The following is a 13,025-nucleotide window of genomic DNA, read 5'->3' as shown; positions in this document are numbered from 1 at the left end:
GCGTACTTGTTTGAACTCCTTTAATAGTAGTGTCTTCGTGCGATTAAATAGAACTTAGTAGAATATTTAATGTATCGATTAGTTCTTCGGTACGTACTTCTAAAGCTTCTCCAGTTTTTCTAAGTTTCAATTCAACAATGTTTTCTTGAGCTTTTTTACCTACTGTAATTCGGATAGGCATTCCAATTAAATCTGAATCCTTGAATTTTACCCCGACACGTTCATTACGGTCGTCTAATAAAACTGAAAAACCAGCATTTTGTAATGACGTATACAGCTCATTTGATAGGTTAACTTGATCATCAGCTTTCATATTAACAGGAATCAAATGTAGTTCATATGGCGCTAAGTGTCTTGGCCAGTTCAAACCTTCCTCACTCGATTGTTGCTCTGTAATAGCAGAAAGTAAGCGACTAACACCAATTCCGTAACAACCCATCACTACTGGTATAGAACGTCCATTATTATCTAAAACCGTAGCATTCATTGATTCTGAATAACGAGTTCCCAATTTGAAGATATGACCTATCTCGATTCCTTTAGCGAATTTCAATACTCCTTGTCCATCAGGGGATAGTTCTCCTTCTTGAACAAAGCGTAAATCAATGTAATCTTCAACCCTTGAATCACGGTTTAAATTAACATTCAAATAATGATAGCCATTTTCATTCGCTCCAGCAACAGCATTAACCATATCTTGAACATACACATCTGCAAGAACTCTTACTTCTTCACTGATGCCAACTGGGCCAATCGAACCAGCATTTACACCAAGATAGTTAACTGTTTCTTCATCTGTTGCTAACTCTAAGAAAGCAGCATCAAGATAGTTTTTTAATTTAACATCATTTACTTCATGATCACCTCGAACGATAACTAAAACAGGTTTTTCATCTGCTATAAACAAGAGGCTCTTCATAATTTTTTCTGGTGCTACTTGCAAGAATTCAGAAACTTCAACAATCGTTTTGCTATTTGGCGTTTCAACTTTTTCTAAAGCTTTTTCATTCTCAAGCGATTTTTTATGCATGTGGAAACTTGTAGCCATTTCTAAGTTTGCAGAATAGTCACTTGAATCTGAATAAACAATCGTGTCTTCGCCGATATCCGATAAAGCCATAAATTCTTTCGAATTGCTGCCTCCCATTGCACCAGCGTCACCAATAATGTTTCTAAAATCCAAACCACAACGTTCAAATATTCTTGTATAAGCTTTTTCGAAATCTTGATAAGTTGCATCTAAGCTTTCAAAACTATCATGAAAAGAGTAAGCATCTTTCATAATAAATTCTCTTCCTCTTAACAAACCAGAACGAGGACGTTTCTCATCTCGGAACTTTGTTTGGATTTGATACAAAGAAAGCGGCAACCGTTTATACGAAGTAATTTCATCACGTATTAAAGTTGTAAAAGCTTCTTCATGAGTAGGCCCTAAAAGATAGTCACGTCCATGACGGTCTTGTAATGTCATCAAGTCTTCGCCATATGTTTCATAACGTCCGGATTCTTCCCATAGTTCACGTGGCAATAGTGAAGGCATCAACATTTCAACTGCATTGATTTTTTCAAATTCTTCACGCATAATATTTTTCAATTTTTCTAATACACGCGTTGCCAATGGCAAGTAGCTGTAAACACCACTTGATATTTGTCTAATGTATCCAGCTCTTAACAACATTTTATGGCTAAGAACTTCTGCCTCATTGGGTACATCTCTTAAAGTTGGAATAAATAATTTTGATTGTTTCATCGTTTGCTGTCTCCTTTTTGATACGTTAAATTCATCTCTATCAATTTTTTGTTACGCTTTAATTAAAAAAATACGTTTGGATATCGTTCCATGTAACTAAAACCATCAATAACAACAGTAAGGCGATACCAACCAATGTGATGATGCCTTCCTTTTCTTCACTTAGTGGTTTGCCTCGTATACCCTCTACAATGTTTAATATCAGTTTCCCACCATCAAGACCTGGGATAGGCAACAAGTTAACGATTCCTAAATTTACACTTAAGACGGCTAGCCAATTGACTATTCCTATTAATCCTGTTCTAACAACCGTTTCAGTCGTTGCATAAATAGCAACTGGACCACCAAACATGTCGATTGAGAATCCTTTTGTAAACATCGAACCTAATACAGTAAACAATTGAGTCATCAAAAACCAAGTTTGAGTGAAACCAAAACCGATTTTTGCCCAAAATGATGTATTCAAACTATTTTGTACACCAATTTGTCCTACTTCAGTTCCATCGGCCGTTTCATTAGCAGCTGGTATTAATGGAACAGTTTTCTCAGTTCCATCAGGGGATTCGATATGAAATAGCAATTCCTTATCAGGATTTACTCGTACAATTTCTACCATTTCAGTCCAGTTGGTAATTTTTTCATCATCAATTTGAACAACACGATCGCCAGCTTTTAAGCCAGCTTCTGCTGCCGGGCTATCTGGAACCACAGTGCCTAAAACATTTTCTGGGCTGACTACTCCACCTTGCATGAAAGCAAGCACCATAAATGCAACAATAGCTAATATAATGTTGTTCATTGGACCTGCAAAGTTTGTCATCATTCTTTTTGGCAAACTTGCAGATTGAAATTGGACGTCAAGCGGTGCAATCTGAACTTCAGTTCCATCTTCTTCTATGATCATGGCATCTCTTAGTACTGGGTAGCGAACCAAATTTGTTTCATCTCCAGCTAAGTAACCCTCCACATATAAATCTTTTTCTAAATCAATAGCACTTATTTCCATTGGGACAGCATCTAATAATTGCTTTTTCTTATAATTATTGATTAATGTCACTTCATTATTGTCGTTTACTATTAAACCAATCGGTGTACCTGGTTTTATTTCAGTTTCTTCTTCATATCCAGCCATACGAACATATCCGCCCACAGGTAAGATGCGAATCGTAAACGTTGTTTCACCTTTACGATAAGAAAATATTTTAGGTCCAAATCCAATAGCAAATTCTCTAACTAAAATACCTGCTTTTTTTGCAAAATAATAATGTCCGAATTCGTGAAAAATTACTAAAATACTAAACACTATGATAAAGGTAATAATGGTAGTGATCATATACTCTCTCCTTTGTACTTCATTAAAAATTTATTCTTAATTTTATGATTAAACCTGCGTACAAAACAAGTTTAATTCTATCATAATTTGAGTGTAATAACCAATCGACTTATCAATTTATTGTCTATACGAGAAAAGTAGCCATCACAATAAAGGACAACTACTTTCTTGTTTCATATGAAGATTAAATCAACCCTGAAAAATAAAGGATCGGCAATACAAAAAGCAAGCTGTCAAATCGATCTAAAATACCGCCATGACCAGGAAGCAAATTACCAGAATCTTTCACATTGTAATACCGCTTAAATGCAGATTCAACTAAGTCGCCTAGTTGACCAGCTCCTGAAAGAACAACCGTTAAAGCTAACATCCAACCTGTATTGTAATTTTGTGGATAGTAGGTCAGATAAATGAATGCTACAATCAGGGCCATAACTATTCCGCCCAAAGCACCTTCAATGGTTTTATTAGGGCTAATGGATGGAGCAAGCTTGTGTTTACCCAATTTCCTACCAATTAAGTAAGCTCCAATATCTGTTGCCCAAACTACAAATAAAACAAATAACAATAAATCTAATCCTGAATCTCTTGTTAACAACAAGAATTTAAATCCGTACCCTATGTACATTATTCCTAGAACTGAAACCGCAACGTCATCAAACGTAAAATTGTTTTTTGAAAATACGGTACAGACTAACAATAATAAGACAAAGAGATACAAAATCACTTGTGTATTCATATATTCTGGTAAAAACATAGCCACATAATGTGGAAATAATAATCCTAACAAAGCCAAAATAGAAATAATACCTTCTATAGTAAAGAGCTTATTGCCCTTCATTCTAAATAGTTCAAATAATGCAATTATCCCCAGACCTGCAACTACAAGTTCTAGAATCCAAGAACCCATATAAACGACTGGAACAAAAAGAATAAGAGCAATAATTGCCGTTATAATGCGTTGTTTCACTTGTATTTCCTCCTAACTTAATTATAATCCCCCAAAACGTCGATGTCGTTTTTGATAAACTCCGATAGCTTGTTCTAATGCTTGTTCATTAAAGTCAGGCCAAAGATCTTGAGAAAAGTAAAATTCACTATACGCATTTTGCCATAACATAAAATTACTGATTCGCTCTTCACCACTCGTACGAATCATGAAATCAACATCTTGATAATCCTTTAACGCATGTGTCATTAAAGATTCTTCAAATAAAGATTCTGTAATATCTTCAACTTCAATTTCTCCAACTTTGACTTTCTCAGCAAGAACTTTAGAAGCTTCAATCAATTCACTGCGTCCTCCATAATTGAGCGCAAAATTTAATACCATACCTGTATTCTGTTTAGTATCTGCTATTGCCTTTTCGACAGCCTCACGAGTATGTTTAGGGAGTTGTTCTGTAAAACCCATAACTTGTACTTGAACATTTTGCTCCATTAACTCAGGTACAAAAGCGTCAAAAAAATCAACCGGTAATTGCATTAAAAAACTTACTTCATCATCAGGACGTTTCCAATTTTCAGTTGAAAATGCGTAAAGTGATAATACCTTTACACCCATTTGACTTGCTCTTTTGGTTATTTTTTTTACAGTATTCATTCCTTCTTTATGACCAGCGATTCGAGGCATGAATTTTTTTTGAGCCCAACGTCCGTTTCCATCCATAATAATAGCAATATGGTGTGGAATTTTTTCATCAGCATTAAAAGAAACATCTGTGATTTCTTTTTCTTTTTGATTTCTTTTCTTAAATAACCAGTTCAAGTGTTTCCCTCCACTTCGTAATTCACCATTACTCATTGTAGCAAAAAAGGGGGTAAAATCCTATTAAATTTAATAATAAACAGTTTTTTTAGCAAATCCTTAAGAAATAGCAATAGTTGTGTCATTTAATTCTTTTATAAATTCCATTCCTTCTCTTCTTTATTCATCAAATGATCATAACAAGAGCCTTTTATTGGGCTCAAAAATTGAATAATGCTATAATAAATTATACTCAGTTAGTTACTTAAGGAGGACACTAAAATGAACAGAAGAATCAAAAAATTCATAGTCGGTTTAATTATTTCTGCTATAGTAACCAAGTTAACAAGTTTGTTAATGGGTGACGATAAAAGAAAAGCTTAATGCAAAGTGTTTTTCATAATCAAAAAGCACTACAGACCTTACGTAAAGGCCTGTAGTGCTTTTTGATTGTTCCAAGATTATACGTCTAATAATTCTTTTTCTTTATCTGCAGCGATACCATCAATATTTTTAACACTTGTATTTGTAATTTTTTGGATATCTTCTTCAAAAGTACGCAAATCATCTTGAGTAATTTCGTTATTTTTTTCTGCTTTTTTCAATTCATCAATTGCTTCACGACGAATATTACGAACAGAAACTTTAGCATTTTCAGCTTCCTTACCCACTTTTTTTGCTAATTCTTTACGACGCTCTTCTGTTAATTGTGGAATCACTAAGCGAATAACATTTCCATCGTTTGCTGGGCTGATCCCAAGATCACTTTGCATAATCGCTTTTTCAATATCAGAAATAGATGTTTTATCAAATGGAGTAACCATTAAAACACGAGGTTCTGGTATTGAAATTTGAGCTAATTGTTTTAATGGTGTTGGTGCTCCATAATAAACAACATTGATTCTGTCTAATAGTCCTGCATTAGCACGACCTGCACGAATTGTTCCTAGTTCACGCTGTAAAGCACCTTCTGTTTTAACCATTTTTTCTTTCATTGTTTCTAAAATTGCGTTTGTCATAGTTATTTCCCCCTAACCGTTGTTCCAATAGTTTCACCTAATGCAACACGTTTTATGTTTCCAGTTTCATTTAAATTAAATACGACCAATGGAATGTTATTGTCCATACTCAAAGAACTTGCAGTTGTATCCATCACTTGTAAACCTTTATTGATGATTTCCAAATGCGTCAATTCTTCAAATTTTGTAGCTGTTTTATCTAGTTTAGGATCCGCTGAGTAAATACCATCAACGTTATTTTTAGCCATTAAGATAACGTCAGCATCAATTTCTGCTGCTCTTAAAGCAGATGTTGTATCTGTTGAGAAATAAGGATTTCCAGTTCCACCAGCAAAGATGACAACTCGTCCTTTTTCTAAATGACGCACTGCTTTTCTACGAATATACGGTTCAGCAATTTGGCGCATCTCGATAGACGTTTGCACACGAGTTGGGACTCCTTCGTTTTCAAGGCAATCTTGCAATGCTAAAGCATTCATTACTGTAGCGAGCATTCCCATATAATCTGCTTGTGCTCGTTCCATGCCCATCTCAGAACCAACTTGACCGCGCCAAATATTTCCGCCTCCAACAACGATGGCAATTTCTACACCTAATTCTTTTACTTCTTTAATTTCTTTACAAATTTCTTTTATTGTTGGTGGTTTTATTCCAAATCCTGTATCACCAGCTAAGGCTTCACCGCTTAGTTTTAAAACAACACGTTTGTACTTTGGTTCATTCATTTATATTTCCCTCCATTGGCTCGTTCACTTTTACTATTTTACCATACTCTGACAGAAACTTCATTTAAAAAATGAGCCTTGTACCGGTTCCATTATCAAGATCACTATGTATCAAAAATATACAGAACGAACAGGTTTACTCTCTTAACTAGCTCGGTCAAAAGCAAATGAGTCAACAAAAAACTATAGTAAAAAAGGAACGCAACTATTGCGCTCCTTTTTTAACTAAATCGATTTATTTATTAACTTGATTCATAACTTCTTCAGCAAAATTATCTTCACGTTTTTCAATTCCTTCGCCAACTTCAAAGCGAACAAATGATTTAACTACAGCACCTTTAGATGCAATATATTTACCAACTGTTAAATCAGGATCTTTAACAAAAGGTTGGTCAACTAAAGAAATTTCAGCTAAATATTTGTTTAAACGACCTTGGATCATTTTTTCAACGATATTAGCTGGTTTGCCTTCGTTTAAAGCTTGCTCAGTCAATATTTTTGTTTCGTGATCGATTTCTTCTTGAGAAACTTGGTCACGAGAAACGTATTTAGGGTTGATAGCAGCAATATGCATAGCAATATCGCGAGCAACATCTTCATCAGTTGTTCCTTCAAGAACAACTAATACAGCAATACGTCCTCCCATGTGAGAGTAAGCACCAAAAGCGTCTGCGTCAGTTTTTTCAACACGTGCAAAACGACGTAATTCGATTTTTTCACCGATTTTAGTTACTCCTGCTAATATTTCAGTTTCTACAGTACCGTCTCCTGCTTTAAGAGATTGAGCCGCTTCAACTGTTTCAGGATTACCTTCAGCAATTGCTTCAGTTACATCTTTAACTAATTTTTGGAATTGTTGATTTTTAGAAACAAAGTCAGTTTCAGAGTTGATTTCTGTAATAGAACCAACATTTCCGTTAACATATACGCCAGCTAATCCTTCAGCAGCGATACGGTCAGCTTTTTTAGCTGCTTTTGCCATACCTGTTTCTCTTAAGTGATCCACTGCAGCGTCGATGTCTCCATCAACAGCAACCAATGCTTTTTTAGCGTCCATCATTCCAACGCCTGTCATATCACGTAATTTTTTAACTAGTTGAGCTGTTACTTTTGCCATTCTATATTTCCTCCTAGTGAGTTCTATTAGTCATTTTTTTAAGTTAATTTTCATAAAAAAAGACTGTCTCGTCATGAAAGAAATGACGCCGCTTCGTAAAAAGTCGCTTCTCACTTCTCCCTACTCGAGACAGCCTATATTAAATTAATTAGTTATTATTCAGCGTTTTTTCCTTCAACAACTTCAACGATTTCTTCAATTGAAGCAGTTTCAGAAGCTTCTGGCGCTTCAGCTGTGAAAGTTTCTTCAACAACTTCATCTTCACCTTGATTTCCTTCGATCATAGCATCAGCCATTTTTGAAGTAATCAATTTAACAGCGCGGATAGCGTCATCGTTTGATGGGATGATAACATCGATCTCATCTGGATCACAGTTAGTATCAACCATTGCTACTACTGGAATGTTTAATTTGTGTGCTTCTTGAATCGCAATACGTTCTTTACGAGGGTCAACAACAAACATTACATCTGGAATTCTTGGCATATCTTGAATACCACCTAAGAATTTTTCAAGACGGTCACGTTGTTTGATCAAGATTCCGACTTCTTTTTTAGGAAGCAAATCAAAAGTTCCGTCTTCTTCCATTTTGTTGATAGCTTTCAAACGTTTGATACGTTTTTGGATAGTGTCCCAGTTTGTTAATGTTCCACCTAACCAACGGTGGTTTACAAAGTATTGTCCAGAACGAGTTGCTTCGTCTTTAATAGCTTCTTGTGCTTGTTTTTTAGTACCAACGAATAAAGCGATTCCGCCATTTTCAGATACTTCTTTCATGTAGTTGTATGCTGTATCAGCTAACTTAACAGTTTTTTGTAAGTCGATGATGTAGATACCGTTTCTTTCTGTAAAGATGTAACGTTTCATTTTAGGGTTCCAACGACGTGTTTGGTGACCAAAATGAACTCCTGCTTCAAGCAATTGTTTCATTGAAATTACTGCCATAATATATTTCCTCCATTGGTTTTTTATTTTCCTCCTTCAAATTCAACTGTAAGGAGACTTGAATAATCAAGCACCGTCCTTTACATCCTTTGAAGTGTGAAATAATTTTCAGTGCTTTTAGCACCGTTAATAATTGTATAGGATATAGAATAAAAAATCAAGCCTAACTATCGTTTTTTATTTCTTATTACATCCCGATACTCAAAATTTCACGAATGTCATCTTCACTTAACTGACTTCCTTCTTTTTGTATCGTTCCGTCTTCTGTAATAATTTGATCAAACAAGGCCTTTTTCTCTTGTTGCAATTGGTCGATTTTCTCCTCAATAGTTCCTTCAGCAATTAGACGTAACACTTGGACAACTTTTTTCTGTCCGATTCTATGTGCACGGCCTGCTGCCTGTTCTTCAACTGCTGGGTTCCACCATAGATCATAAAGAATAACCATATCGGCACCGGTAAGATTCAATCCTGTTCCACCTGCTTTAAGGGAAATAAGGAATACATCTTTTTCTCCAGCATTAAATTTATTAACCATTTCAATTCGTTCTTTTGGTTTTGTTTGACCACTTAAATAAAATGTTTCAACTTCTTGCTCATCTAATTCTTTTTCAATAATTGCCAGCATAGAAGTAAATTGAGAAAAAATTAAAATACGTCTCCCATTCTCTCTTGCAGTTTGAATCGTTTCTTTAAGTTGCTCCAATTTTCCGGAACTGCCTTCGTAATCATCAATGAATAATTTAGGATCACAACAAATTTGTCTTAGACGTGTTAATCCTGCCAAGATCTCGATACGATTCTTTTTAAATTCTGCTCCATTCATGCTATTTACACTTTCTTGGATTCGTTGTAAATATGCAAGGTAGACAGTTTTTTGTTCTTTTGTCATTTGACTGTATAAGTTGGTTTCAATTTTATCTGGTAACTCTTTCAGCACATCTTTTTTGATTCGTCTTAATACAAAAGGACGAATCATTTTAGCAATCTGCTCATTTGAAAGAGTTTTGAATTTTTTGATTGAAGGAAAAAATCCTGGCATAATCAATTGGAAAATTGCCCATAATTCTTCAATTTTATTTTCAATAGGTGTTCCACTTAATGCAAAACGTTTTTTTATGGTTAGGTCTCTTAACGCTTGAGACGTTTTCGTGTTATGATTTTTCACCATTTGCGATTCGTCTAAAATCAGTGTGCTAAACGGCATTTTCTTATAATGAACAACATCTTGCCTAAAACTAGGATAGGATGTAATCAAAACTTGATTTGGCTTAACATTTTCAATCAACTGCATTCTTTCTTCTGCTGTACCAGATATCACGATACTTTCAACTGAAGGAGCAAATTTTTCAATTTCAAAATGCCAATTATAGATCAACGACGCTGGAGCAACGATAAGGAAAGGATCATTTTCCCCCTTTTCCTCAATTTCAGATAAAATATAAGTGATGACTTGAATGGTTTTCCCCAGTCCCATATCGTCCGCTAAGATACCGCCAAATCCATATTGAGACAACATTTTTAACCACTGAAATCCTGTTTTTTGGTAAGGTCTTAATTCAGCATTTAAAGACTTAGGAACGTCAACTTCAAATTCTTCTGGGAAGTTTAAATCGCGTATCAAGTTTTTGAATTTCTTTGATACGGTTCCTTTGGTTTTTTCATCCAGTGAAAATTTTTCATTCAGTTCTAAACCACGATAGCTTGGCAGTTGGACCCCACCATTTTGAAATTTCTTTGTGACGCGCAATTCGTTTAATACATCGCTGACTTGCTTGAAGCTTTCTGATTCTAATGAAAGAATGGTTCCATTATCAAATTTATGAAAAGCTTTTTTTTCTACTAAACTTTTCAATACATCATCTACTTCTTCCGGTGTAATTCCTTTAATATCAAAACGGACATCCAGAAATGACCCTTCATTTTGCAAGTCGATAATAGTTTCAGGATCAATTTGATTCAAGAACATACTGTCCAACAAATCATCTACATAAACAGTAGCATCTAATTCTAGTGTTGGAATCTCTTTTGTAAATAAGGTATAAAAATCATCATCACGAACCATACGTTTCGTATAATTTGTATCTGTACGGTGGTAATCAAATCCAATAAGCTGATTAATGACTTTCATTTCTTTTTCACTGTCTCGAATAATTTGTACGCCTTCTTCTGGTAATTGATTTTTAGAAGGGTCAGTAGACAAAATCATGTGTTTATAATTAAACTCTACTGTCGCATGTACTGCCTCATTCCGATATTCAAAATAAACGGATGTTGCTAAAGGTTCTTGCACAAAAGAATCTTTCAATTGATCATCAATCGAGACATTTCCTATTTTCATAAGTAACGGCATGACATAGGCAGTAAAATCTGGCATATCTGTAGGTTCTATTGTAATATTGTCGCTATCGTACCGTTGTAAAAATTGTTGTAGCGGACGATATGCACGCATCTGTTCTAATGTTGGCTGGAATACAATGTTGTCAGCAACAAACCAATCGTATTCTTTTAGATGGCTGTCTGCTAGACTTGTAATGGACAACATTACCGTATTATTTTTTTGTGAAATATCAAAAGAAAATGGCATTTTATCTTCTACAAACATAATAGTTTTATGCGTGCTAGTTGCTGCAACAAACTGCAAATTCCCACTATCTTGTAAATCTAAAAGTGTTTCTTCCGCTAAGGCAGTCATCAATATCAAATAACGACTGTTTGACAATAATGATTTTGCATCTTTATTTTCTCCAGAAAGCAATTGAATAGATTTCTGTTGCTTATATAGATTTGTTAAAATTTCATTGTCTTCTTTTCTAATCGAAATATCTTTAAAATTAATTTCTTGACCGGCTTTTAACTCTACCGTTTCCTTTTTAATAAAACTCTCTAAAAATAATGGTAAATCTTTTATAATATACATTTTATCTGTTCCAGCTTTAAAACTTAAGGCTAGTACATCAAATGAGGTTCTTATAAGTGCAGTAGTCATTGGTTTTACTTCAACTTTATATTCTATTTTCAATGATTGTTTTTGTTTAGCAGAAGCAGTCATTTTTCTATTTTCATTTAAAAATATACGCGTAAAAGACTCCGTTAACTCTTGACCTGGATTAGGTGAGTCAATAGCGACTTTTTTTGCATTCTCAGCTGTCATTACTCGGCTGATTTTTCTGTCTCTCAATTCCAGTTCAACAGCAACTGTATGTTTGCAATAGCCATGATTTTTCCAATAAAGACATTCACAAAAATCATCTTCCTTGGTTGAACCATCTAATTCAACATGAAATATGTCGCTCCCCATGACTTCGGCAGACCATATTTTTTTATCTAATATTGAGTTGACTGAAAGGACGCGTTTTTCTGCAACGTATTGTCTTCCTTGCTCAATCACGCGTTCTGGTATACTCCATTTCATTCAACATTCCCCTACTTTCTTGCTTTTCATAAAATAATTATTTTTCAAGCACGTTTTTTCTATCTCTCTATTGTACGTCATTATGGGTAAAAAAGAAAATTTTTTCTTTCAAATTTGTAGGGTTCTGCTGTTTTCATTCTGCAAATTTTTTATATTTTCTAACCTATAATGGATAAATTAAAAATAACTTGCTAAAATACCGGTTATGAATCATACTATTAGTATAAAAATGTACTAGAAAATTGAATTAATGAGAGGTTGAATCATTTTGTTTTATAGAATTTTACGCGGCACTTTACGCTTTTTGTTAGCGATTTTAAATGGCAATGCCCATTATGAAAATCGTGACAAACTTCCAACAGATACATCATATATATTAGTGGCACCCCATAGAACCTGGATTGACCCAGTCTATTTAGCCATAGCTGCTAGCCCTAAACCATTTACATTTATGGCAAAAAAAGAATTGTTCAAAAATCCTATCCTTAGTTGGATCATCAGACACGCAAATGCTTTTCCAGTCGATCGGGCTAATCCAGGTCCAAGTGCTATTAAAACGCCAGTGAAGATCCTTAAAAAGGGCAATTTAAGTTTAATGATTTTCCCAACAGGAACAAGACATTCAAATGAAATAAAAGGTGGCGCTGCTACAATTGCTAAATTAAGCGGTGTACCAATCATTCCAGCTGTTTATCAAGGACCCATGACTTTAAGCGGGCTGTTAACAAGGAAAAAAGTGACTGTGCGTTTTGGAGATCCAATCACTATAGATCGCACAGTAAAACTTTCAAAAGATAACTTAAAGGCAATCGATGAACAAATTCAACATGCCTTTGACCAATTAGATAAGGAAATTGATCCTTCATTTAAATACGACTTTACAAAATAACAAAAAGGAGCTGGGACAATTTGTCTCAGCTCCTTTTTTGTATACATAATATGTCGTAGTCACCTTACACTAAATTTTATTTAGTA

10 protein-coding genes are annotated in these 13,025 nt (G+C 34.6%); 1 reads left to right on the top strand and 9 read right to left on the bottom strand.

Annotation, left to right across the window (positions count from 1 at the left end; genetic code table 11):
• Positions 1-43 precede the first annotated feature (43 nt).
• From CAR_RS05450 to CAR_RS05410, 9 genes are all read right to left on the bottom strand, one after another.
• Positions 44-1,750, bottom strand: coding sequence for a proline--tRNA ligase (locus tag CAR_RS05450; protein WP_013710717.1), 1,707 nt, complete (start codon positions 1,748-1,750; stop codon positions 44-46).
• Between the two features lie 58 nt (positions 1,751-1,808).
• Positions 1,809-3,083, bottom strand: a complete 1,275-nt coding sequence (gene rseP, locus CAR_RS05445; protein ID WP_013710716.1) for an RIP metalloprotease RseP — start codon at positions 3,081-3,083, stop codon at positions 1,809-1,811.
• 184 nt (positions 3,084-3,267) lie between these two features.
• On the bottom strand, positions 3,268-4,053 hold the full coding sequence (locus CAR_RS05440) for a phosphatidate cytidylyltransferase (protein WP_013710715.1): 786 nt from the start codon (positions 4,051-4,053) through the stop codon (positions 3,268-3,270).
• Between the two features lie 21 nt (positions 4,054-4,074).
• On the bottom strand, positions 4,075-4,887 hold the full coding sequence (locus CAR_RS05435; protein ID WP_013710714.1) for an isoprenyl transferase: 813 nt from the start codon (positions 4,885-4,887) through the stop codon (positions 4,075-4,077).
• 404 nt (positions 4,888-5,291) lie between these two features.
• A complete protein-coding gene (frr, locus tag CAR_RS05430; protein ID WP_013710713.1) occupies positions 5,292-5,849 on the bottom strand; it encodes a ribosome recycling factor in 558 nt (185 codons plus the stop codon).
• A gap of 2 nt (positions 5,850-5,851) precedes the next feature.
• Positions 5,852-6,574, bottom strand: a complete 723-nt coding sequence (pyrH, locus tag CAR_RS05425) for a UMP kinase (protein WP_013710712.1) — start codon at positions 6,572-6,574, stop codon at positions 5,852-5,854.
• A gap of 235 nt (positions 6,575-6,809) precedes the next feature.
• Entirely contained in the window at positions 6,810-7,691 is an 882-nt protein-coding gene (tsf, locus tag CAR_RS05420) for a translation elongation factor Ts (protein WP_013710711.1), read from the bottom strand.
• Between the two features lie 155 nt (positions 7,692-7,846).
• Positions 7,847-8,635, bottom strand: coding sequence for a 30S ribosomal protein S2 (gene rpsB, locus CAR_RS05415; RefSeq protein WP_013710710.1), 789 nt, complete (start codon positions 8,633-8,635; stop codon positions 7,847-7,849).
• 187 nt (positions 8,636-8,822) lie between these two features.
• A complete protein-coding gene (locus CAR_RS05410; protein WP_013710709.1) occupies positions 8,823-12,050 on the bottom strand; it encodes a DEAD/DEAH box helicase in 3,228 nt (1,075 codons plus the stop codon).
• A gap of 268 nt (positions 12,051-12,318) precedes the next feature.
• Here CAR_RS05410 and CAR_RS05405 point away from each other — a divergent pair, with 268 nt between their 5' ends.
• Positions 12,319-12,939, top strand: a complete 621-nt coding sequence (locus tag CAR_RS05405) for a lysophospholipid acyltransferase family protein (RefSeq protein WP_041556271.1) — start codon at positions 12,319-12,321, stop codon at positions 12,937-12,939.
• Positions 12,940-13,025 lie beyond the last annotated feature (86 nt).

The organism is Carnobacterium sp. 17-4 (assembly GCF_000195575.1).
Classification (GTDB): domain Bacteria; phylum Bacillota; class Bacilli; order Lactobacillales; family Carnobacteriaceae; genus Carnobacterium_B.
Note: the sequence above shows the minus strand (reverse complement) of the source record. Positions and strands in the feature narration are given on the sequence as shown.

Excerpts from the sequence above, each read along its gene's own strand:
- CAR_RS05450 (WP_013710717.1), bottom strand. The coding sequence starts at position 1,750 with ATGAAACAATCAAAATTATTTATTCCAACTTTAAGAGATGTACCCAAT.
- rseP (WP_013710716.1), bottom strand. The coding sequence starts at position 3,083 with ATGATCACTACCATTATTACCTTTATCATAGTGTTTAGTATTTTAGTA.
- CAR_RS05435 (WP_013710714.1), bottom strand. The coding sequence starts at position 4,887 with ATGAGTAATGGTGAATTACGAAGTGGAGGGAAACACTTGAACTGGTTA.
- frr (WP_013710713.1), bottom strand. The coding sequence starts at position 5,849 with ATGACAAACGCAATTTTAGAAACAATGAAAGAAAAAATGGTTAAAACA.
- pyrH (WP_013710712.1), bottom strand. The coding sequence starts at position 6,574 with ATGAATGAACCAAAGTACAAACGTGTTGTTTTAAAACTAAGCGGTGAA.
- tsf (WP_013710711.1), bottom strand. The coding sequence starts at position 7,691 with ATGGCAAAAGTAACAGCTCAACTAGTTAAAAAATTACGTGATATGACA.
- rpsB (WP_013710710.1), bottom strand. The coding sequence starts at position 8,635 with ATGGCAGTAATTTCAATGAAACAATTGCTTGAAGCAGGAGTTCATTTT.
- CAR_RS05410 (WP_013710709.1), bottom strand. The coding sequence starts at position 12,050 with ATGAAATGGAGTATACCAGAACGCGTGATTGAGCAAGGAAGACAATAC.